Annotated in this window: 20 protein-coding genes; 10 read left to right on the forward strand and 10 right to left on the reverse strand. The window is 32.3% G+C overall.

Features of this window, described 5'->3' with window-relative positions:
* Positions 1-2: 2 nt before the first annotated feature.
* Positions 3-401, forward strand: a complete 399-nt coding sequence (locus KW502_RS02415) for a copper resistance protein NlpE N-terminal domain-containing protein (RefSeq protein WP_219038937.1) — start codon at positions 3-5, stop codon at positions 399-401.
* A 404-nt stretch (positions 402-805) separates the two neighbouring features.
* Here KW502_RS02415 and fumC read toward each other — a convergent pair whose 3' ends face one another.
* Positions 806-2,203, reverse strand: coding sequence for a class II fumarate hydratase (fumC, locus tag KW502_RS02420; protein ID WP_219038938.1), 1,398 nt, complete (start codon positions 2,201-2,203; stop codon positions 806-808).
* Positions 2,204-2,406: 203 nt separating this feature from the next.
* Between fumC and KW502_RS02425 the strand changes: the two genes are divergently transcribed.
* Positions 2,407-2,589: a hypothetical protein gene (locus KW502_RS02425; protein ID WP_219038939.1), complete on the forward strand. Its 183-nt coding sequence runs from the start codon at positions 2,407-2,409 to the stop codon at positions 2,587-2,589.
* Positions 2,590-2,716: 127 nt separating this feature from the next.
* Here KW502_RS02425 and KW502_RS02430 read toward each other — a convergent pair whose 3' ends face one another.
* The 5 genes from KW502_RS02430 to KW502_RS02450 form a co-directional block, all read right to left on the reverse strand.
* On the reverse strand, positions 2,717-5,209 hold the full coding sequence (locus KW502_RS02430) for a TonB-dependent receptor (RefSeq protein ID WP_219038940.1): 2,493 nt from the start codon (positions 5,207-5,209) through the stop codon (positions 2,717-2,719).
* 126 nt (positions 5,210-5,335) lie between these two features.
* Complete coding sequence (locus KW502_RS02435) at positions 5,336-5,722, reverse strand: hypothetical protein (RefSeq protein ID WP_219038941.1); 387 nt, start codon at positions 5,720-5,722, stop codon at positions 5,336-5,338.
* A gap of 61 nt (positions 5,723-5,783) precedes the next feature.
* On the reverse strand, positions 5,784-6,125 hold the full coding sequence (gene arsC, locus KW502_RS02440) for an arsenate reductase (glutaredoxin) (protein ID WP_219038942.1): 342 nt from the start codon (positions 6,123-6,125) through the stop codon (positions 5,784-5,786).
* Between the two features lie 98 nt (positions 6,126-6,223).
* A protein-coding gene (gene prfB, locus KW502_RS02445) for a peptide chain release factor 2 (RefSeq protein WP_219038943.1) occupies positions 6,224-7,319 on the reverse strand; the annotation gives its coding sequence in 2 pieces (ribosomal slippage) (positions 6,224-7,255 and positions 7,257-7,319; 1,095 coding nt in all).
* A gap of 140 nt (positions 7,320-7,459) precedes the next feature.
* The gene (locus KW502_RS02450; RefSeq protein ID WP_219038944.1) at positions 7,460-7,843 is read right to left on the reverse strand and encodes a methylglyoxal synthase; all 384 of its coding nucleotides are present in this window, start codon (positions 7,841-7,843) and stop codon (positions 7,460-7,462) included.
* A gap of 146 nt (positions 7,844-7,989) precedes the next feature.
* Between KW502_RS02450 and KW502_RS02455 the strand changes: the two genes are divergently transcribed.
* Entirely contained in the window at positions 7,990-9,009 is a 1,020-nt protein-coding gene (locus tag KW502_RS02455; RefSeq protein WP_439651368.1) for a threonine aldolase family protein, read from the forward strand.
* A 34-nt stretch (positions 9,010-9,043) separates the two neighbouring features.
* Here the strand turns inward: KW502_RS02455 and KW502_RS02460 are convergent, their stop codons facing one another.
* From KW502_RS02460 to KW502_RS02470, 3 genes are all read right to left on the reverse strand, one after another.
* Positions 9,044-9,451, reverse strand: a complete 408-nt coding sequence (locus tag KW502_RS02460) for a hypothetical protein (protein ID WP_219038946.1) — start codon at positions 9,449-9,451, stop codon at positions 9,044-9,046.
* Positions 9,452-9,462: 11 nt separating this feature from the next.
* Positions 9,463-10,014 carry a hypothetical protein gene (locus tag KW502_RS02465; protein ID WP_219038947.1) on the reverse strand — a complete coding sequence of 184 codons (552 nt, stop codon included), beginning with the start codon at positions 10,012-10,014 and terminating at the stop codon, positions 9,463-9,465.
* Positions 10,015-10,078: 64 nt separating this feature from the next.
* Entirely contained in the window at positions 10,079-10,393 is a 315-nt protein-coding gene (locus KW502_RS02470) for a YbaB/EbfC family nucleoid-associated protein (RefSeq protein WP_219038948.1), read from the reverse strand.
* Between the two features lie 112 nt (positions 10,394-10,505).
* Between KW502_RS02470 and KW502_RS02475 the strand changes: the two genes are divergently transcribed.
* The 3 genes from KW502_RS02475 to capB all read left to right on the forward strand — a co-directional run bounded on the left by KW502_RS02475 (position 10,506) and on the right by capB (position 15,105).
* Positions 10,506-12,569: a S9 family peptidase gene (locus KW502_RS02475; protein WP_219038949.1), complete on the forward strand. Its 2,064-nt coding sequence runs from the start codon at positions 10,506-10,508 to the stop codon at positions 12,567-12,569.
* Between the two features lie 92 nt (positions 12,570-12,661).
* On the forward strand, positions 12,662-13,702 hold the full coding sequence (gene capA / locus KW502_RS02480) for a cysteate synthase (protein ID WP_219038950.1): 1,041 nt from the start codon (positions 12,662-12,664) through the stop codon (positions 13,700-13,702).
* Positions 13,703-13,845: 143 nt separating this feature from the next.
* A complete protein-coding gene (gene capB, locus KW502_RS02485; protein ID WP_219038951.1) occupies positions 13,846-15,105 on the forward strand; it encodes a cysteate-C-fatty acyltransferase in 1,260 nt (419 codons plus the stop codon).
* Positions 15,106-15,177: 72 nt separating this feature from the next.
* Here capB and KW502_RS02490 read toward each other — a convergent pair whose 3' ends face one another.
* Positions 15,178-16,131, reverse strand: coding sequence for a transporter (locus tag KW502_RS02490; RefSeq protein ID WP_369412506.1), 954 nt, complete (start codon positions 16,129-16,131; stop codon positions 15,178-15,180).
* 51 nt (positions 16,132-16,182) lie between these two features.
* Between KW502_RS02490 and KW502_RS02495 the strand changes: the two genes are divergently transcribed.
* From KW502_RS02495 to KW502_RS02510, 4 genes are read left to right on the forward strand one after another with little or no spacing between them, the layout of a single operon-like run.
* Complete coding sequence (locus tag KW502_RS02495; protein ID WP_255553979.1) at positions 16,183-16,521, forward strand: DUF4834 family protein; 339 nt, start codon at positions 16,183-16,185, stop codon at positions 16,519-16,521.
* Between the two features lie 36 nt (positions 16,522-16,557).
* Positions 16,558-18,984, forward strand: coding sequence for a YfhO family protein (locus KW502_RS02500; RefSeq protein WP_219038953.1), 2,427 nt, complete (start codon positions 16,558-16,560; stop codon positions 18,982-18,984).
* A gap of 12 nt (positions 18,985-18,996) precedes the next feature.
* Positions 18,997-20,289, forward strand: coding sequence for a glycosyltransferase family 4 protein (locus KW502_RS02505; RefSeq protein WP_219038954.1), 1,293 nt, complete (start codon positions 18,997-18,999; stop codon positions 20,287-20,289).
* Entirely contained in the window at positions 20,290-21,738 is a 1,449-nt protein-coding gene (locus KW502_RS02510) for a lipopolysaccharide biosynthesis protein (RefSeq protein WP_219038955.1), read from the forward strand. It begins immediately after the preceding gene.
* Positions 21,739-21,744 lie beyond the last annotated feature (6 nt).

The following is a 21,744-nucleotide window of genomic DNA, read 5'->3' on the forward strand; positions in this document are numbered from 1 at the left end:
ATATGAAATTGAAGTCTTTTATAATAGCTATTTTTATTGCTGTAGGTTTGACGAGTTGTGATAAAAATTCATCTATAAATTATATTGGAGTATATGAAGGAGATTTACCTTGTAATGCTTGCGATAAAGTAATTACAAAACTTACTTTAAGTGAAGATGAACATTATGCTTTATATGAGATTTATAAAATTGCAGGCGGGGATGAAATTAAAAGAATGACAGGTGAATTTGAGTGGACTGACCACGAGGGTGTTTTTAGGATCAACCAACCTGAGGCGATGCCGTTATTTTTTAAGGTGGAAGAGCATAAGCTAATTCGATTAAATGATCAGGCAAAGCCTTTTGATCAACCAGAGAATTATACGTTGACTCAAGTTGAGGATAATAGCGATACTGAATAGAAAAAACAAAAAATCCCGATTTTATCGGGATTTTTTGTTTTTTCTATAATTCTTAAAAATATTCATAAGAAATAATGTTAGATTGAGTAATAATAAATAAAGTAATAAGTATTTTTTCTGAAACAAACTTTCGTCAAATACATCTGTAATAATACTAAACATGAATAACGTAATTATTAAAAACCATATGGCAGTAAATAGGATTAGGATGTTTTTCGAAGGGTTTTTAATAAAATTCATAGTATTTCATTTAGCTTGTTATTGCGTTTAAGGTGCTCGTTTTACTATAAAAATATAAATATTATTTATTTTTTTAATTGATTATTTTTAAAGAATAAAATGTCAACAAAAACAAAAGCCATTTCAATAGTGGAATGGCTTTTGTTTTTGTTGGGGCATGAGATTTAATCCATTTCACCAACCATATCTTCTGGTTTCACCCATTCTTCAAACTCTTCAGCAGTAGTGTAACCTAAGTTTACGGCTTCTTCTTTTAAAGTAGTTCCGTTTTTGTGAGCTGTGTTGGCAATTTCAGCAGCTTTATAATAACCAATTTTAGTATTTAAAGCGGTAACTAGCATTAGGCTATTTTTTAATAATTCGTCTATGCGTTCTTGGTTAGGCTCAATACCAGCAGCACAATGTTCTTCAAAAGAGGCGCATGCATCTCCAATTAGTTGTGCACTTTGTAATAAGTTAGCGGCCATGACAGGTTTAAAAACATTTAATTCAAACTGACCTTGTAAACCACCAACAGTTGCTGCAATATCGTTACCAACAACTTGGGCGCAAACCATTGTTAAAGCTTCACATTGTGTAGGGTTAACTTTACCAGGCATAATAGAAGAACCAGGTTCGTTTGCAGGAATGTTAAGTTCACCAATTCCACTTCTTGGTCCAGAAGCTAACATTCTAATATCGTTACCTATTTTGTTTAAAGAAACGGCTAATTGTTTAAGCGCTCCGTGTGTTTCTACTAAGGCATCGTGTGCAGCAAGAGCTTCAAATTTATTTTCAGCAGATGTAAATGGTAGTTCAGTAAATTCAGCAATAAACTCAGCAACAGTTTCAGCATAACCTTTTGGAGTGTTTAAACCTGTTCCTACAGCCGTTCCTCCTAATGCTAATTCACCTAAATGCGGAAGTGTATTTTCTAGAGCTTTAAGTCCGTGGTCTAATTGTGAAACATAACCACTAAATTCTTGGCCAAGGGTTAGGGGAGTAGCATCCATAAAATGTGTACGTCCTATTTTTACCACATTTTTAAACTCTTTAGCTTTTTTTTGTAGTGTATCTCTAAGCTGTTTTACTCCAGGCATGGTAACTTCAACTACTTTTTTGTAAGCCGCAATATGCATTCCTGTAGGGAAGGTGTCGTTTGACGATTGTGATTTGTTTACATCGTCGTTAGGCTGAAGTGTCTTATCACCTTCACCGATGGTTTTTCCTGCAATTTGATGCGCTCTGTTAGCGACCACTTCATTTACATTCATGTTACTTTGCGTACCAGAACCAGTTTGCCAAATTACTAACGGAAATTGATCGTCATGTTTACCTTCTAAAATTTCATCACAAACTTGAGCTATTAAATCTCTTTTCTCGGCTGGTAAAACTCCTAATTTCTCATTGGTATAAGCCGCTGCTTTTTTTAAATAAGCAAAGCCATAAATAATTTCTAAGGGCATAGAAGCTGCTGGGCCAATTTTAAAATTATTTCTAGATCTTTCTGTTTGAGCACCCCATAATTTATCGGCTGGTACTTTTACCTCGCCCATGGTGTCTTTTTCTATTCTATATTTCATAATGTCGATTAATTTTTAAGCATAGCAAATTTAATGATTTAGTTTTTTTTAGACGATGAGAAGTGTTTTTAAAACTGAAATTTTAAGTTGAATTGAAGAGATAAAGATAAAAGTTAAAATTGGTTCTATATTTTTTGTGAATAAATTGTGTTAATTGAATTAGAATATTTATTTTTGAACCAAATTCTTGAAATCTATCTATTATGTTTGACTTTGATCAATACCTTGGCTTTTTAGCATTCTTATCCATTGCAACTATTGGATTTTGGTTAATGATATTTTTAATAAGTTTTGTAGTTCCTTATTGGATTGGAGGATCTATTATTGAAATGATTAAAGAAAAGAAAGAAGCTAAGCGTAAAGAAAGAGAAGGGCTTAATTCTTAATACTTTATTTACAAGTTATATATACAGAAAAAGGAAGCTAATTTGGCTTCCTTTTTTTGTTGGATAATCTTACATAAAAAGAAAGATACTCTAAACAAAATAAGTTTAGAGTATCTTTTATCATTTTTTAGAATTCACCTTCTTCATCCATTCCAGCGCCTCCTTGTTGTCTTTTTTCTCTCATTCTGTCTTCTCTAGACTGATTAAATCTATAGATTAAAGAAAGTGTAAATTGTCTTTCTCTCCATTGAAATTCACTATCTGAAGTGAAATTTTCACTTACTGTATATCCTCGTCTTTTTCTCGAATTGAAAACATCTCTTACATTAAATGTTGCCGTAAGTTTATCTTTTATTACTTCTTTACTTAGAGCTAAATTCATAGAGAACATGCCTTCGTTTTTAGTTTGTGCATTTTTTCTAGGTCCAAAATAAAAACCATTGGTTTGAATATCTATTTTAGCAGGTAAAGTATATTTTGCACTAAATCTACCAAAAATACTGGTGCTTTCTGTTCCATAATCAATACCATCATATTCACCATCGGTTTCAAATCTAAAGAAGTTTACACTCGCATTTAATCTTAATTTTTGAGAAGGATTATACATGGCACCTAACTCTGCCCCAATACGTTGCTGTGTCGCTAAGTTAATAGAAATACTTCTAATAATATCAATACCTTCTATAGTGGTTTGGTCGGTTTCTTGTTGAATTCTTTCAAAAGAATCTGTTTCTCGTTGGTAGTAAATAGAACTATTTAAAGTTAATTTATCCCATTTCTTTAAATAGCCTAAATCAAAAGTGTTAGAGAAAGCAGGATTTAAATCTGGATTACCTTGATAAATATTTGTTCTGCTTGATCGCGATGGAAATGGATTAATAAACCAACCTCTAGGTCTGTTAATTCTTCTATTGTAGCCTAAAGTAATATTTTCATTATCACCGATTTCATAAATTAAATTAACGGTAGGGAATAGGCCCGTATATTTTTTATCAAAGTTAGGGTCAAAATCAAAACCTATTTCTTGTACTAATTCATCTTGATCTAAATAATCTGAAAATGCTTTTCCTTTTAATTGTGTATGTTCTAAACGTAACCCTAGTAAGAAAGAAAATTTTTCGCCAAGTTTATTTCCATATTGAGAATAAGCCGCATAAACATTTTCATCATAATTAAAATTGTAAGATTGGGACTCATTAATAGAGAAGTTGTTGTTCTGTAAGTCAAAATCTTCTAAGGTATATTGCGTTTTATTAGCTTCGGTATTAATTCTAAATCCTGCTTCAAACTGAGATTCTCCTTTAGGAAGCACATAATCTGCTTGAAATAGAAATTCATTTTTTCGTTCGTTTTCAAAAACCCGTTGTCTATCTATTAAATTATCTATAGGAAAACTTTGGGTTTCAATAATATTATTGGGCTTGTCTTCATTATCATACGCATATTGAAGGTCTACTGTTAACTTATGACCTTCATCATTAAAGTTATTGATGTAATTTACAGAACCTTGGTAAGTTTCTTCGTCTTCACCTTCTAATTGATTTCTTAAGGTTGAACTGTTTAAACTACCATCTTCATATCTGTTGTTATAAGAATTACTTTCATCTTCATCATTTCCCCATTTACCGAAAAAAGTACCGGTAATAGATGAACGATCAGTTAAATAATATTCCATTCCTATATTAGTGTTTATTCCCTTTCTTAGGCGATCATATTCACGGTCTTCTGTAATGCGGTCAAAGCTTCCAGATTTGTAGTCATTGTCATAATGAGCATTTCCTGGAGAGTTTCTATAGTAAACACCTGTATTATTAAAAATATTAAATTTATCGGTTCTTAAATTTAGCGTAGTAGAAATTGTATTGTTTGTAGGAATACCTAATGTTGAAGAAATTGAACCATTAATACCTAATGTTTTTTCTTTCTTTAAAATAATATTTAAAATACCAGCCGTACCTTCTGCATCGTAACGTGCCGATGGACTAGAAATTACTTCTACGCGTTCAATAGCATCTGCTGGTAATTGCTGAAATATAGAAGTATCATCAAAACCTGCCATTGCTGAAGGTTTTCCGTTAATAAGTATTCTTACATTATCGTTACCACGCAAGCTAATACCCCCTTCTACATCTACCGAAACTGAAGGTATATTTTGTAATGCATCTGTTACCGTTCCTCCTTGGGTAGTAAGGTCTTTACCAATATTATATATTTTTTTATCTAAACGAACTTCAACTTGTGTAGTTTCTGAACGCACCACTACTTCATCTAAACTATCAGAATTTAATCCTAAACTAATAGTGCCTAAGTTTAAATTGTCATTTAAGTTTTGGTTGTTATAAGTTTTGGTTTCGAAGGAGATAAATTCTACGTTAATTTTATAGGTGCCTTTATAAACTTCAATATTAAAATTTCCATCAAAATCTGTTACTCCACCTTGTGGGGAGTGTTCTCCAGTTTTATCAATAAAAGTAACGGTAGCATATTCTAAAGGAACTCCTGCATCTTTATCTACAACGGTTCCAGTAACATTTACGCGTTCTTGAGCATTTGCTAATTGACTAAATGTTAATGTAATTAGTAAAATAACAGATTTTACTAAGATTAGTTTTTGGGTCATTTGTTTTTCTTTGATGGTAAGACTAATTCTTGTTTGAATCGTTTAATGAATAAATGTTAAAACTGAGTTAATAAAAAAGTCTCTATCTGTTAAATAGAGACTTTTTATACTTGTAAATAGAAATATTTAATTTTTATCTTTCCCCTTTTCTAAACGTTTTTCACGCAAATTTCTCTCAACTTCTAATAGTTGCTCGTATTGAGGTTGAGTTAAAATATCTTGCATTTCTTTAAGTTCATTAACTCTTAGCGCTTTTAGGTTAGCTACTTTCTCTTCTTTAGAAAGATCTTTAGATTGAACAATTTCATCTTTTTTAACAATGAATTCTAGCAGCTTATTTTTTAATAAAAGTGGTTGCTCACCATTTAGACCTAATTTTTTGGTAAACATTTTAGATTGTTTATCTGCTTTAAATTCTTGCTGCGGAGTTGCTTTTGCAATAGCTAGCCTGTATTGAGCATGTGTGAATTGAAAAGCAAAAACAGCTATACATACTAAAATAAATTTCTTCATAATTTTTTCTTTTAAATTATGAATAATTAAGCTATTTATCTGTTAATCAGTAGTTAAAAAATTACAATAGGTCTTTAATTTTTTCAGGAGGTCTTCCTATAACCGCTTTTTCATTATTAACCACAATAGGTCTTTCTATAAGTTTAGGGTGCTCCTGCATGGCTGCGATTATTTCATCTTCTGAGAGTTCTTTATCTTTATAATTTTCTTTCCAGACTTTTTCGTTTTTACGAATCAACTCTTCTGCAGAAATTTCTAAAAGTTCTAATACTTTTTTAATTTCTTCCTTTTTCATGGGAACATCAAGGTATTTTACAATTTGAAAATCTTTCCCAGATTCTTCTAAGATTTTAAGTCCGTCTCTAGATTTAGAACACCTAGGATTGTGATATATTTTAATCATTAGTTTAACTTTTTAGTTTTGTAATTCACCTATAATATAAGGCAAGAAAAAGAAATTTCAAAACCAGCAATAAATTAAGTTAGAAATGCAGTAAGAAATCAATCTTCTTTTTGCCCCATCATCATTAAATAGGCTTTGAGAAACTGATCTATTTGCCCATCCATAACTGCATCTACATTTCCAGTTTCTTCAGCTGTACGAACATCTTTTACTAATTTATAAGGATGCATCACATAATTTCTAATCTGCGATCCCCATTCAATTTTCATCTTTCCGGCTTCAATATCTTCCCGTTGAGCTAATTGTTTCTGCAGTTCAATCTCATAAAGTTGTGAGCGTAGCATCTGCATCGCACGATCTCTATTTTCATGTTGTGAACGTGTTTCTGAACAAGAAATGTGTATGCCTGTAGGGTGGTGTACCAATTGTACTTTTGTTTCTACTTTATTTACATTTTGACCACCAGCACCACTTGATCTTGCGGTGGTAATCTCTATATCTGCAGGATTAATGTCTATCTCAATCGAGTCGTCTACTAAAGGATATACGTAAACCGAAGCAAAAGAAGTATGACGTTTAGCATTACTATCAAACGGAGAAATACGTACCAAACGGTGCACGCCATTTTCCCCTTTTAACCAACCAAAAGCATAATCGCCTTCTATTTCTAGAGTGACCGTTTTTATACCAGCTACATCGCCTTCTTGGTAGTTGAGTTCTTTAATTTTAAAGCCCTGCTTTTCTGCCCACATTAAATACATGCGCATGAGCATTTGTGCCCAATCGCAACTTTCGGTACCACCAGCACCAGCAGTAATTTGCAATACAGCAGAAAGATCATCACCTTCTTCAGAAAGCATATTTTTAAACTCTAAATCTTCTACGAGCGTTTTTAGTTTTTCGTAACGGCTGTTTAAATCATCTTCAGAAGCTTCGTCTTCTTTGTAAAACTCAAAAATAACCTCTAAATCTTCATAAAAAGTAAGCGCTTGCTCGTAGCTTTCTACCCATTTCTTTTCTGCATTTAGTTGCCGAACAAGAACTTGAGCTTTTTGTGGATTATCCCAAAAATCAGGAGCAAAGGTTTTTTCTTCTAGGTTAGTAATTTCGATACGTTTAGCATCTACGTCAAAGATATTGTTTTAGGGCGGTGACACGTTCTTTGAGGTCTTTTAAAGTATCTTGAGTAATCATATTTATATTTTAAATGTATGGGCAAAAATAGAAGTTCGCTAGTTGCTAAAAAAAGATTTGAGTATAAATTTGTTAATAATAGTAGTCCTAAATACATAAAAATGATAAACTAAATTTCGCTAACAGAAGTTTAGTACATCCTAATTTTCGTGGTTAAGTTTAGAAACACCTTTTATTAAAAGTTTTGCTGAAGCAGGATTTGAAGCTAAAGGAACATTATGTACATCACATATACGCAACAACATCAAAACATCTGGCTCGTGTGGATGCTTTTCTAAAGGATCTCTAAAAAATAGCACCATTTTACATTTCTCTTCGGCTACGCGACCTGCAATTTGAGCATCGCCGCCAATGGGTCCAGATAAATAGCGTTTTACTTTAAAGCCTGCACCTTCTACTTTATTCCCTGTAGTGCCTGTAGCGATTAATTTAATATGATCTTGAAGGAAAAAATTTTTATATTCTGTCAAAAAATTTACCATTTCAGACTTTTTACCATCGTGTGCAATTATAGCAATTTCCATTTTTGTTGTTTTTGAATTATAAAATTACAATTATTTTAGGGAGAATTACTTCAGAATAATTTTTACTTCTATGGATAATTTATTTGAACTTGATACACCTTAAAGAATTCTTGTAAATTTGAATTTCTTGAATATAAATGATAGTTATGATAGATTTAAAAAGTGACACGATAACAAAACCAACACCAGCAATGCTAGAGGCAATTATGAATGCAGAAGTTGGTGACGATGTATATAAAGAAGACCCTAGCGTAAATTTATTAGAAAAACGTTTAGCAGAAATGTTTGGTAAAGAAATGGCACTGTTTTTTCCTACAGGAAGTATGGCTAATCAAGCAGCTATTAAATTACACACTCAGCCCGGTGAACAGTTAATTTGTGATAAATGGGCTCACGTTTATAATTATGAAGGCGGTGGCGCTTCATTTAATAGCGGAGTTTCTTGTAAATTAGTAGATGGAGATCGCGGAATGATTACTGCTGAGCAAGTAAAAGAAAATATAAATCCACCAGATTTTTACCACAGTCCGTTAACTTCTTTAGTTTGTTTGGAAAATACAACCAATAAAGGCGGTGGCGCTTGTTATGATTTTGAAGAAATAAAACGAATTAGAAAGGTTTGTGATGAACATCAGCTAGGCTTGCATTTAGATGGCGCTCGTTTATTTAATGCGCTGGTGGCAAAAGGAGAAACCCCTCAGCAATATGGAGAAATTTTCGATACCATTTCAGTTTGCTTATCTAAAGGGCTAGGCACACCAATGGGTTCTGTTTTAATTGGCGATAAAAAACAAATGAAAAATGCACTGCGTGTACGTAAAGTTTTTGGCGGCGGAATGCGACAAATAGGTTTTATGGCTGCTGCAGGTATTTATGCGTTAGATCATCATATTGAACGTTTGGCAGAAGATCATCAGAGAGCAAAAGAATTGGTTGAAGTTTTAACCTCTCAGACTTATGTGAAAGAAGTAGAACCTGTAGAAACTAATATTATTATTTTCTATTTAAATGAAGGTATTGATGAAATAAAATTTTTAAAAAAACTAGAAGATCATGGAGTGATTATAAGCGCTATGGGTCAAGGAAAGTTAAGAATGGTTACCCATTTAGACTATACACAGCTTATGCATCAAAAATTTATAGAAATACTAAAAAACTTGTTCTAAATAAATAAGGGAGAAGAAAAAAGATCTATCAATTTTATTTGATAGATTTTTTTCGTTTTATGCCTTTGTGTTTTATAATGGTAGATAAACTCATTGCGGTAATCACCCCAATACAAGCTGTAGTACCCAATGCACCGCCAAAATTATTAAAGAAAGTACCTTTGTTTAAATAGACAATTGCAAATACAATTCCAGCTAAAATCACGTATAAGTAGTGGTGTAATATTTGTTTAGAAACCATTCCTACAAAAGAAGCTCCAATAAAAACTATAGGGATTTGTTGCTGCAAATAGTTATTTACTGTTTCAGAAAAAAAATAAAAGAATAAGCCTATAATTAATGAGGGGAAAGCAGAAGATAAAACCGCACCAAGTTTAAAATGATTGTTTAGTAGATAGGTAACTAAGCTTCCTATAACTCCAGTGATAACTAAGATTATCATGTTTGCTGTAATCATAAAAATAGATAGATAAGAAGTGAAGCGAACGCTACTCCACCAAAAGCAAGTGTTCCTAATTTACCTCCAAAACCATTAAAAAGATTTTTGGCTCCAATAAATAAAATTCCGGTTAAAAAACAGGCAAATAGAATAAAACTATATCCTGAAGCTACATTTGGTTGAGACATTCCTACAAAGGCACCACAATAAACGGTTAATGGTATTCTTTTAAAAGTATTTGATTTTGGTTTTAAATAAGGAATAAGAGCGGCTAATGTTCCTGTAATTCCTGCGGCGATTACTGCGCCTAATTTTAAATCTACATTTAAAAAGTAGGTGGTAACTCCACCAATAGCAATATAAAAAATATCTTGAAGATCTATTAGAAAATGATCTTCTTGTTCTGTCGAGCTGTGGTAATAACTATAAGTAATCATCGCAGTTATTAAAATAACTCCCAGAACAACCCAAGTTGTATTAATTTTTTCAAATAAAATAGAGGTAAGAAATATAAGGTGAATAGCAATAATTAAGAAAAAAGCGACCACGCTTATTATTTTTTTCATAATAAGAGGTTAAAGAAAAAGAAGTTCTCTAATTTTTTAAAATTAGAAAACCTCTTACTTTTATTTATTTAAACATATCCATTCCTGGGATGTCTGGCATACCGTCCTTAGCTGCAGCTCCCAATTCTGCTTCGTTCATATCTGAAGCTTTTTTAATGGCTTTGTTAAGGGTTAATATCAAATAATCTTCCAATTGTTCTTTGTCTTCTAGTAATTCTTGTGCAATTTCAATATTTTTAATTTCACGATTTCCAGTAATGGTTATCTTTAGTAAATCATCACTAGATTTTTCTTGCATCGTTACAGTATCTAAGCGCTTCTTGGTTTCTTCAACCTTGGCTTGCGCTTCTTTAAGTTTGTTCATCATATCTCCAAACATAGCTTCTTCTTTTTTGGGTTAAGGCGCAAAGTTATTAAATACTTACAATGCTTCGTCATTTCTGCCGAAATTTTACCTTTGCATTCATCTAAATATAGAAGCTAATATAATCATGATAAAAGAAAATATACAGCCACCCAAAGCAAAAAAGATAGCTAAAGAGTTAAGTATGCACGGCGATACTAGAAACGATAACTATTTTTGGCTAAATGAACGTGAAAATCCAGAAGTTGTAAAATTTCTAGAAGATGAAAATGATTATAATGAAAAGATGACGGCGCATACCAAACAATTTCAGGTTGATTTGTTTGAAGAAATGAAAAGTCGAATTAAAGAAGACGATTCGTCTGTGCCTTATAAATTAAATGGATATTGGTATTATATTCGTTTTGAAGTTGGGAAGGGGTATCCTATATACGTACGTAAGAAAGAAACCTTAGAAGCCGAAGAGCAAATTTTATTTGATTGTAATGAAATGGCAGAAGGTCATCCTTACTTTAAACTGAGTGGTTTGAGTGTAAGTCCAAATAATAAAATGATCAGTTTTGGGGTAGATACAGTGAGTAGAAGAAATTATACCATCCAGATTAAAAATTTAGAAACCAACGAAATTCTTCCTACAAAAATAGAAACCACTACCGGTGGCTCTACTTGGGCTAACGATAATAAAACACTTTTTTATACGCGCAAAGACGAAGAAACTTTACGCTCAGATAAGATTTATCAGCATATTTTAGGAGAAAATTCAGATGATGACATTTTGGTTTATCACGAAAAAGATGAAACCTTTAACACATTTGTGTACAAGTCGAAATCTAAAAAATACATCATTATTGGTTCTAGCAGTACGATGAGTGATGAATATCAGATTTTAGATGCAGATAAACCTCGTGGTCAATTTAAAATGTTCCAAGAGCGAGTACGTGGGGTAGAATATGCTTTTTCTCACTTTGAAGATCATTTTTACATCATCACCAACAAAGATGAAGCTCAGAATTTTAAGCTCATGAAAACTAGCTTAGATAAAACCACTTCAGAAAACTGGGAAGAAATTATACCGCATCGCGAAGATGTATTAATTGAAGATATGGATATCTTTAAAAATTATCTGGTTTTAGGAGAACGTTATAATGGCTTAAATAGAATTAGAATCATGAGTTGGGATAATCAAGAGGATTATTATTTGCCTTTTGATAATGAAACCTACACCGCATATACAGGAACCAATCCAGATTTTGATACCAATGTTTTGCGTTACGGTTATAACTCGTTAACCACGCCAGCTTCAGTGATCGATTTCAATATGAAAACGAAAGAAAGCGAAGTGATGAAAGAACAAGCGGTTCAAGATCCTAATTTTAACAAAGAGAATTATTTATCAGAACGTATTTGGGCAACGGCAGAAGATGGGACTCAAGTTCCAATTTCGTTGGTGTACAAAAAAGGAATACAGCGTGATGGGAGTAATCCAGTTTTACAATATGCTTATGGAAGTTATGGCCATACTACAGATCCTTCATTTTCAACTTCAAGATTAAGTTTATTAGATCGCGGATTTATTTTTGCTATCGCTCATATTAGAGGTGGAGAATATTTAGGAAGAAATTGGTATGAAAGCGGAAAAATGCTTTCTAAACGAAATACATTTACAGATTTTATTGATTGTAGTAAGTATTTAATTGAACAAAAATTTACTTCACCTAAACATTTATACGCCATGGGAGGTTCTGCTGGCGGAATGCTAATGGGCGGGATTTTAAATATGGCGCCTCAATTATATAATGGAGTAATTGCTGCAGTTCCTTTTGTAGATGTGGTTACAACAATGCTAGATGATACTATTCCGCTAACTACTGGCGAGTACGATGAGTGGGGAAATCCTAATGAAAAAGAATACTATGAATATATGAAGTCGTATTCTCCTTATGATAATGTGGTGGCACAAGATTATCCGAATATTTTGGTAACTACTGGTTTTCATGATTCTCAAGTACAATATTGGGAGCCTGCAAAATGGGTAGCTAAGTTGAGAGAATTTAAAACAGATCAAAACAAATTACTCTTTCATACCAATATGGATGCAGGTCACGGCGGAGCATCAGGTAGATTCGAAGCTTTAAAAGAAGTAGCTGAAGATTATGCCTTTATATTAGACTTAGAAGGAATAACTAAATAATTAAAAAAAATATTGTAAATTTGCGATGTTTTTCGAAAATGTTTCCTGCTTCAAATGGAAACATTTTTATATGTTAACGAGAACTTCAATTTATGAAAGAAGACTTAAAGGTTTATAATGATGTATTGCAACTCATAGGTGATACGCCACTTATAAAGCTCAATAAAATAACTAAAGAATTAGAAGGAAATTATTTTGCAAAAGTAGAAGCCTTCAACCCAGGACACTCTTCTAAAGATAGAATAGCTATTCATATTATTGAAGAAGCAGAGCGAAAAGGAATTTTAAAACCTGGTAGTACAATTATAGAAACCACTTCAGGAAACACGGGTTTCAGTATCGCTATGGTAAGTGCTATTAAGGGTTATGAGTGTATTTTGGCTGTGAGCTCAAAATCTTCAGTAGATAAAATAGATATGCTGAAAACAATGGGCGCTAAAGTTTATGTTTGCCCTGCTAATGTTGCTCCAGATGATCCTCGTTCTTATTATGAAGTAGCTAAAAGGTTACATCGTGAAATGAAAGATTCTGTGTATATTAATCAGTACTTTAACGAGCTAAATATGAATGCTCATTATAGAAGTACCGGGCCAGAAATTTGGAAACAAACAGAAGGAAAAATAACACATTTAGTAGTTTGTAGTGGTACGGGAGGTACAATTTCTGGTACCGCAAAATACTTAAAAGAACAAAATCCTGACATTAAAGTTATTGGTATAGATGCTTATGGTTCTGTTTTAAAAAAATATCACGAAACCAGAGAGTTAGATCCAGAAGAAATTTATCCTTACAGAATAGAAGGTTTAGGTAAAAATCTAATTCCTACTGCTACAGATTTTGATGTTATCGATAAGTTTATAAAAGTTACCGATGAAGCTGCTGCACATACAGCCAGGTATATTTCTAGAACAGAAGGTTTATTTGTAGGTTATACAAGCGGAGCCGTTTTTCAGGGAGTTAAGCAATTAGAAGAACAAGGAGAATTTAATGAAAATAGTAATGTAGTCATGATTTTTCCAGATCATGGTTCACGTTATATGAGTAAAATATATAGTGATGATTGGATGCGTGAGCAAGGTTTTTCAGATAGCGAAAACAATGTAGATGCTGAGAAAATTGAGTTTATCAAATAATTTCATAATAAGTGGTAAAAAACACCTTAAATTAAACTTTAAGGTGTTTTTTTTTATCTAAAAATTGCATATTTCTTACTTAGACCTCACGTTTTCACGTTAAAAAATTATATTTTTGCAACCTGGTTGAAATTTAAAATCATATGAGAGATTTATTTGAAAAAATATATAGAGATAAAGGTCCATTAGGGAAATGGGCAGATCAAGCAGAAGGATATTTTGTATTTCCAAAGCTTGAAGGAGAGATTAGCAACCGCATGAAATTTCAGGGCAAAGAAGTAATTACCTGGAGTGTGAATGATTATTTAGGTTTAGCAAATCATCCAGAAGTTAGAAAAGTAGATGCAGAAGCAGGAAAAAAATATGGTTCTGCTTACCCTATGGGAGCTCGTATGATGAGTGGTCATACAGAACTTCATGAAAAACTTCAAGATGAATTAGCAGAATTTGTACATAAAGACGCTGCTTATTTATTAAACTTTGGTTACCAAGGTATGGTTTCTACTATTGATGCATTAGTAGGTAAAGATGATGTTATTGTTTATGATGTAGATGCTCATGCCTGTATTATAGATGGCGTACGTTTACACTTAGGAAAGCGTTTTACTTATAAGCACAATGATGTTGCAAGTATTGAAAAAAACCTAGAAAGAGCTACAAAAATTGCCGAACAAACTGGAGGAGGAATTCTTTTGATTTCTGAAGGAGTTTTCGGGATGCGTGGTGAACAAGGAAAGTTAAAAGAAATAGTTAAACTTAAAGAGAGGTTCAACTTTAGGTTATTTGTTGATGATGCTCATGGTTTTGGAACTTTAGGTAAAACTGGTGCTGGTGCTGGTGAAGAACAAGGCGTTCAAGACGATATAGACGTTTATTTTGCTACTTTTGCAAAATCTATGGCTAGTACAGGTGCATTCATTGCAGCAGATCAAGAAGTGATAGATTATTTAAAATATAATTTACGCTCTCAAATGTTTGCTAAATCATTGCAAATGCAATTGGTTGAAGGTGCGCTTAAACGTTTAGATATGTTGCGTTCTATGCCTGAGTTAAAAGAAAAACTTTGGGAGAATGTAAATGCACTTCAAAACGGATTAAAAGATAAAGGCTTTGATATTGGTACAACACAAAGTTGTGTAACTCCGGTTTACTTAAAAGGAAGTATTCCTGAAGCAATGGCATTGGTGAAAGACTTACGTGAAAATTACGGTGTATTTTGTTCTATTGTAGTTTATCCGGTAATACCTAAAGGCTTAATTTTATTAAGAATGATACCTACAGCCTCTCATACCTTACAAGATATTGAAGAAACATTAGAGGCTTTTTCAGCGATTAGAGAACGTTTAGAAAACGGAACTTATAAGCGCTTATCTGCAGCAGTAATGCAAGGAATGAAAGAATAAAAAATTTATTTATAAAATTAAAAAACCGCTATTTAAATGATAGCGGTTTTTTTATGAAATTATCTAAGGTTATTATTCTAAAATTTCTTTAGTAGAGTTCTCCTTTTGTTGTTGTTTAGCTTTTTTCTGTTTTTGTTTATCTAAGTCCTCCATAATATATTCATCGGTACTGTGCATATCAATTCTGTAAGAAACTCCTAAAGCTACTTGCCAGCGTGAGGGTGTATCTCTAAAATTTACCAAACCAGAAATATCTACTTGAAAATCTTTATTAAATAGATAAGCAGCACCTAACCGACCAATATCATCACTGTAAAAATCACTTTTAATAATTTGTGCTTCAGCAAAAAAAGAAAGTTCTCTGGTGTAAGCGTGAGTTAATGTGAATATACCAGAATAAGAAGGATAATCGTTAGTGAATTTATCACCAATAAAATTCATAACAAATACCCATCGTCCTAAATTGTGTTGAGTAATTAAAGCTACTTGAGGTGAGATTCCATCATTTCCTGGAGCTATAAATGTATTGTCACTATCTAATAATAAATTAGCTCCTGCATATATAGAAACCGCAGGTATTAAATCTCTCCATTGAAAAGAATTATTAGCTTTCCAGCTATACAAATTTGGACCTTCTAACATTCTTTTACGATGAGGGTCATAAATCAAGTATTTAGCACCAAGCGTATTACTTTCAAAATTACTATATTTATTTTCTACAGAATTTCCAGCAACTATATATTGCTGATTTGCACTTAAAAAAGAACCTCTTAAATTTACTTCTAAGCGCTCATTAAAAAAACCATAGCGAAGCTCATAATCTAGGCCCCATAAATCTGTATTTGTGTTTAAAAGGTCATGCTTATCTTTGCCTAATCTTAAACCACCTTCAGCTTGTAAAACACCAGTTCCTACAGCAAAAGCTCCTTGAGATCTGCCTGGTCTGTTAGAATTAATAGTTTCGGTGTATTGAGAAAAAATAAATTGAGAAGTTAAAAGAAAGCTAATAGCTAAGAATGATTTCATCTTCATAAAGTATGGTTTTATTCAAATATAGAATAGTTTTTAGTAATTTTTATGGCTATTCATAAGTTTTTAATAGTAGTAATTAATAGTTTTGTAGAAAAAAGAATTATGCAAGAAGCATCTTTAGTAGGTTTATTTAAAACCATACTGATTATATTACTAATATATTTTGGATTGAAGATTATTTTTAAATGGTTTGGGCCTTTAATCTTAAAGTATTTTATGAAAAAAGTAGGAGAGAAAGCTTTTAAAGGCTTTACTCAAAATGGTGGTTTTACTGACCAAAGAGAACAAGAATCTAAGGCTGATCATATTGGTAAAAGTTCAACTAAAACTAAAGAAAAAAAGAAACCCGTAGGCGAGTATATCGATTACGAAGAAATTGATTAAATTTCCATTTTTCTTATTCAATAGAAGTAAATCTATATGTCCATAAATTTTAGAAAGATTGTCCCGCACTTATTAGTCATTGTGGGGTTTATTGTTGCTGCTTTAGCTTATTTTAATCCGGTTTTACAGGGGAAAGTAATTTTTCAAAGTGATATTACTCAATATATTGGGATGTCTCACCAAAATAAAGAGTTTAAAGAAGATGCAGGTGAAGAAAGTTATTGGACAGATGCTGCTTTTGGCGGAATGCCAACTTACCAATTGGGGGCAGATTATCCTTATAATTATATTAAGCAGCTAGACAGAACATTACGGTTTTTACCGCGTCCAGCAGATTATTTGTTTTTATATTTTATAGGGATTTATATTTTATTTCTTTGCTTAAAAATAGATTATAAACTTGCCGCTTTGGGAGCTTTAGCTTTCGGATTTTCAACTTATTTAGTTATAATTTTAGGAGTAGGGCACAATGCTAAAGCGCATGCAATTGCTTATATGCCTATAGTTTTAGCCGGAATCATTCTTACATTTAGGCAAAAATACTTGTGGGGTGGTATTCTATTCACATTAGCAATGGCACTAGAAATTAATACGAATCACTTTCAAATGACGTATTATTTGTTGCTTTTAGTCGTGGTTTTAGGAATCGCTTATTTTATTGATTTCTTTCAGAAGAAAAAAATAAAACAATATTTTGTAGCTATAGCAGTAATGTTGGCTGGGGTGATTATCGCTATAGGAACAAATGCGACCAATATTCTAGCCACAAAAGAATATGCAGATTTTAGTACGCGTGGCGATACAGGATTGAGTATTACTCCAAACGGCGAACAACAAGAAAACACAAATGGACTTTCATATGATTATATTACTGAATATAGTTATGGAATAGCCGAGACTTTCAATTTATTTATCCCACGTTTTATGGGAGGTTCTAGTTCAGAAAAATTAGGAGAAGATTCTGAGCTTTATAATGAATTACTAAAAATAGGAGCCAGCCCGCAGCAAGCATTGAGTTTTGCAGATTCTGCACCTACGTATTGGGGAAACCAAACTTTTATTGGTGCTCCGGCCTATATTGGTGCTGTAGTGATATTTCTTTTTGTACTTGCTTTGTATTTAGTAAAAGGAAGATTTAAATGGTGGATTGTAGGCGGTTCTATTTTAGCCTTATTGCTTTCTTGGGGCGATAATTTAGCGCCACTTACCAAGTTTTTTATTAATTACGTTCCATTATACAATAAGTTTAGAGCGGTTTCTTCTATTCAAGTGATTTTAGAGTTATGCTTGCCGTTAATGGCCGTTTGTGGACTTTCAAAATTCTTTGGCGAAAAACGTACACAACAAGAAAAAGAACACGCTTTAAAATGGGCAGCCATGATCACTGGAGGTTTAGCTCTTTTATTTCTGGTGTCAAAATCAGTGTTCTTCGATTTTGTCGGGAATCAAGACCGACAGTATTTACAACAATTAGGACAAAGTTTTGTACGAGCCTTAAGAGAAGATCGGAAAGCTATTTTTAATACCGATACGATTAGAAGTTTAATATTTGTGGCCTTAGCTGCTGGGCTTATTTGGGCTTATTTAAAAAATAAAGTCAATAAAAGTTTAACTATTGGTGCACTCGCTTTATTAATTGTGGTAGATTTAGTTGGCGTAGATCGTCGTTATGTAAATAATGAAGATTTTGTACAAGAGCATCAAATGAAAAAACCTTTTCAAGCCAATGCAGCAGATTTAGAGATATTAAAAGATGAAGGCCATTATCGTGTATTAGATTTTTCTGGAAGTCCGCTAAACTCTTCCAGAGCTTCCTACTTTCATCATTCTTTAGGTGGTTATCATGCAGCAAAACCGGGTAGAATTCAAGAGTTGTTCGATTTTTATATTTATGATGCTAATCAGCAAGTATTAAATATGCTGAATACGAAATACATTATTTTATCCAATCAAGGTGAAATAATGGCGCAACCTAATCCGCAAACTAATGGAAACGCTTGGTTTGTTAATGATGTGAAATTTGTAACAAATGCTAATCAAGAAATTTTAGCTTTAGACAGTTTAAATACCAAACAAACGGCAGTTGTTAATAAAAAGTTTTCAGCAGAAATTCCGCAGCAAGAATTTGCAACAGATTCTACGGCTCAAATTCAATTGAAATCTTATCAACCTAATCAATTGGTATATTCATATTCAACTCAAAAAGAACGCTTAGCTTTATTTTCTGAAATTTATTATCCGCACGGATGGAAAGCTTATGTAGAAGGTAAAGAAATTTCTATTCTTCAGGCAGATTATGTGCTTAGAGCAGCAATTTTACCAGCAGGTAGTCATGAAATTACGTTTAAATTTGAACCAGAAGTGATTAAAACCGGAAGCAAAATTACGATAGCCAGTGGTGTTATTTTGTCAATATTATTATTGGGAGGATTAGTGGTAACTTTTAGAAAAAAATTGGCTTAAACAGATTTTGCGATGCAAAAGGTACTTATTATCACGTATTACTGGCCGCCAGCAGGAGGTCCTGGTGTGCAGCGTTGGTTAAAATTTGTAAAGTATTTACGTGATTTTAATATTGAACCTGTTGTTTACGTTCCTGAAAATCCACATTACCCACTAATAGATAAAAGCTTCGAAAATGAAATTCCTAGTGATATTACTGTAATCAAAAAGCCTATTAAAGAACCTTATCAGCTAGCAGGAGTTTTTTCTAAAAAAGAATCAAAAACCATAAGCTCCGGAATAATAAAAGATGAAAAAGAGCAAGGTCTTTTACAAAAAATGATGCTTTGGGTTCGTGGTAATTTATTTATTCCTGATGCACGAATGTTTTGGGTGAAACCATCGGTAAAATTTCTTTTATCTTACTTAAACGAACATCAAATCGAGACCGTAATTACTACAGGGCCGCCACATAGTTTGCATTTAATAGGGAAACAGCTAAAAGAAAAATTAGCGGTTAATTGGATTGCAGATTTTCGTGACCCATGGACGAAAATTGGTTATCACCATAAATTGAAATTAACCAAAGCTTCGCAAAAAAAACATTTAAAGTTAGAAAAAGAAGTTTTACAAACCGCAGATCATCTTCTAACGACAAGTTTTACCACAAAAAAAGACTTTTCAGCAATCACAAAACAACCCATTAGCGTGATTACAAATGGTTATGATGATGATGAAATTGAACAAGTGAAGCTTGCTGAAAAATTTAGAATTTCACACATTGGTTCGTTACTTTCTGAACGTAATCCTAAACATTTATGGCAAGCATTAAGAGAGCTTACACAAGAAAATCAAGAATTTAAAAAAGATTTTGAATTGGTGTTAGCAGGCAAGGTAAGTGAAACTGTAATCAATTCAATTAAAGCAAATGGGTTAGAAAATTGTCTGATAGAAAAAGGCTATTTATCTCACGAAGAATCATTAATTCAGCAACGAAAAGCGCAAGTTTTATTACTTATAGAAATAGATAAAGAAGAAACACAAGGGATTATTCCTGGTAAATTTTTTGAATATTTAAAAGCCAGCCGACCTATTTTAGCGATTGGCCCTAAAAATTGGGACGTAATTCGATTAATAGAGGAGACCCAGGCAGGAAGTTATTTTGGTTATCTTGCTAAAAAAGAAATAAAGCATCAAATTTACAGCTGGTATCAACTTTATAAACAAGGAAAACTTTTATCTGAAGTTTCAACAGAAAAAATGGATCAATTTCATCGAAAAAACTTAACCCGTAAGCTAGCAAGCGTTATTCAGCAATTCAATTAAATGGGCATCGTTTTAAAACAATCTTTCAATAATATTATAACGACCTATTTAGGCTTTGCTGTAGGCGCGTTAAATGTATTGTTTTTATATCCTCACTTTTTGGTTCCTGAGCATTATGGTTTAATTACTTTTTTACTTTCGGCAAGTACTTTAGTTTGGCCATTAATGGGATTTGGAGCGCCAAATACATTAATTAAATTTTATACTGCCTGTAAAAACACTAGTGATCAGCATAGATTGTTGACTACGATGTTAGTAATCCCTTTACTATTTAGTGTACTTATTGGTACGTTAGGTATTATATTCTATCAAGCTTTATTAAATTATTTTGAAACCAATCAAGCTGTTAAAAATTATATTTGGATTATTTTTATTATTAGTGTTGCTATAGCTTATTTTGAAGTGTTTTTTGCTTGGGCAAAAATTACCTACAAAAGTGTATTTGGTAACTTTATGAAAGAAGTTTTTCATAGAGTAGGTGTCACGTTTTTACTTATCGCAGTTTATTTTAATTACCTAGATTTAGACGGATTTATTTATGCACTCACAGGAATTTATATTTTAAGAATGCTTGTGTTAATGGTTTATGCGTTTAAATTACTTCCGCCTAAATTAGAATTTCGTCTTCCCGATAATTTTTCTAGAGTCGCTAAATATTCTGTTCTAATTTTAATTGCAGGTTCTATTTCTACTGCTTTATTAGATTTAGATAAAGTAATGATTGAACATTATTTACCTATAGAGCAGGTTTCTGTATATGCTATTGCGGTTTATATTGCTTCTGTGATAGCAGTGCCTTCACGAGCGATGAAACAAATTGTAATGCCTATTACCGCTATGTTTTTAAATAAAAAGAAAAAGAAAGAACTAGCAAAATTGTATAAACAAACTTCGGTGAGTTTATTATTAGTTAGCGGATTAATTTTCACTTTAATTATTACCAATGTTGAACAATTATATGAATTGATTCCTAATGAATATCAAATAGAAACAGGAATTATTGTTTTTTTATGCGGAATTAAACTTTACGAAAATTTGCTAGGAAATTGTAATAGCATTCTTTTTAATTCAGATTATTACCGATGGGTATTAATGATTGGGATAGGAGTAGTGGGGTTAGCCATTGTCTTTAATATCGTATTAATTCCTATTATGGGTATTTGGGGAGTAGCAATTGCAACCTTTTCGACTTTCTTTGCTTTCTTTACTGTAAAATTATTTTTGGTGTATCAGAAGTTTCATATGCATCCATTTACTCAAAAAACGCTACCTATTTTAGGGTTAATTACCGTAACGAGTTTATTGTTTTATTTTTGGGAATTTAATACTTATGCGCTTTTGAGTATTACAATTAAAGGCATTTTAACGACAGCTTGTTATGCCTTTATTACTTATAAAATGAATTTATCTGAAGAATTGACTCAACTTCTACAACAGCGAAAAAAATAAACCCCT

Source organism: Mesonia aestuariivivens (genome assembly GCF_019311235.1).
GTDB classification, from domain to species: Bacteria; Bacteroidota; Bacteroidia; order Flavobacteriales; family Flavobacteriaceae; genus Mesonia; species Mesonia aestuariivivens.

Excerpts from the sequence above, each read along its gene's own strand:
- KW502_RS02465 (WP_219038947.1), bottom strand. The coding sequence starts at position 10,014 with ATGAAAAAAATAATAAGCGTGGTCGCTTTTTTCTTAATTATTGCTATT.
- capA (WP_219038950.1), top strand. The coding sequence starts at position 12,662 with ATGAAAGAAGACTTAAAGGTTTATAATGATGTATTGCAACTCATAGGT.
- arsC (WP_219038942.1), bottom strand. The coding sequence starts at position 6,125 with ATGATTAAAATATATCACAATCCTAGGTGTTCTAAATCTAGAGACGGA.
- KW502_RS02425 (WP_219038939.1), top strand. The coding sequence starts at position 2,407 with ATGTTTGACTTTGATCAATACCTTGGCTTTTTAGCATTCTTATCCATT.
- KW502_RS02470 (WP_219038948.1), bottom strand. The coding sequence starts at position 10,393 with ATGTTTGGAGATATGATGAACAAACTTAAAGAAGCGCAAGCCAAGGTT.
- KW502_RS02500 (WP_219038953.1), top strand. The coding sequence starts at position 16,558 with ATGTCCATAAATTTTAGAAAGATTGTCCCGCACTTATTAGTCATTGTG.
- fumC (WP_219038938.1), bottom strand. The coding sequence starts at position 2,203 with ATGAAATATAGAATAGAAAAAGACACCATGGGCGAGGTAAAAGTACCA.
- KW502_RS02430 (WP_219038940.1), bottom strand. The coding sequence starts at position 5,209 with ATGACCCAAAAACTAATCTTAGTAAAATCTGTTATTTTACTAATTACA.
- KW502_RS02435 (WP_219038941.1), bottom strand. The coding sequence starts at position 5,722 with ATGAAGAAATTTATTTTAGTATGTATAGCTGTTTTTGCTTTTCAATTC.
- KW502_RS02510 (WP_219038955.1), top strand. The coding sequence starts at position 20,290 with ATGGGCATCGTTTTAAAACAATCTTTCAATAATATTATAACGACCTAT.
- KW502_RS02455 (WP_439651368.1), top strand. The coding sequence starts at position 7,990 with ATGATAGATTTAAAAAGTGACACGATAACAAAACCAACACCAGCAATG.
- KW502_RS02505 (WP_219038954.1), top strand. The coding sequence starts at position 18,997 with ATGCAAAAGGTACTTATTATCACGTATTACTGGCCGCCAGCAGGAGGT.
- KW502_RS02460 (WP_219038946.1), bottom strand. The coding sequence starts at position 9,451 with ATGATAATCTTAGTTATCACTGGAGTTATAGGAAGCTTAGTTACCTAT.
- KW502_RS02490 (WP_369412506.1), bottom strand. The coding sequence starts at position 16,131 with ATGAAATCATTCTTAGCTATTAGCTTTCTTTTAACTTCTCAATTTATT.
- KW502_RS02475 (WP_219038949.1), top strand. The coding sequence starts at position 10,506 with ATGATAAAAGAAAATATACAGCCACCCAAAGCAAAAAAGATAGCTAAA.
- KW502_RS02495 (WP_255553979.1), top strand. The coding sequence starts at position 16,183 with ATGGCTATTCATAAGTTTTTAATAGTAGTAATTAATAGTTTTGTAGAA.
- capB (WP_219038951.1), top strand. The coding sequence starts at position 13,846 with ATGAGAGATTTATTTGAAAAAATATATAGAGATAAAGGTCCATTAGGG.
- KW502_RS02450 (WP_219038944.1), bottom strand. The coding sequence starts at position 7,843 with ATGGAAATTGCTATAATTGCACACGATGGTAAAAAGTCTGAAATGGTA.
- KW502_RS02415 (WP_219038937.1), top strand. The coding sequence starts at position 3 with ATGAAATTGAAGTCTTTTATAATAGCTATTTTTATTGCTGTAGGTTTG.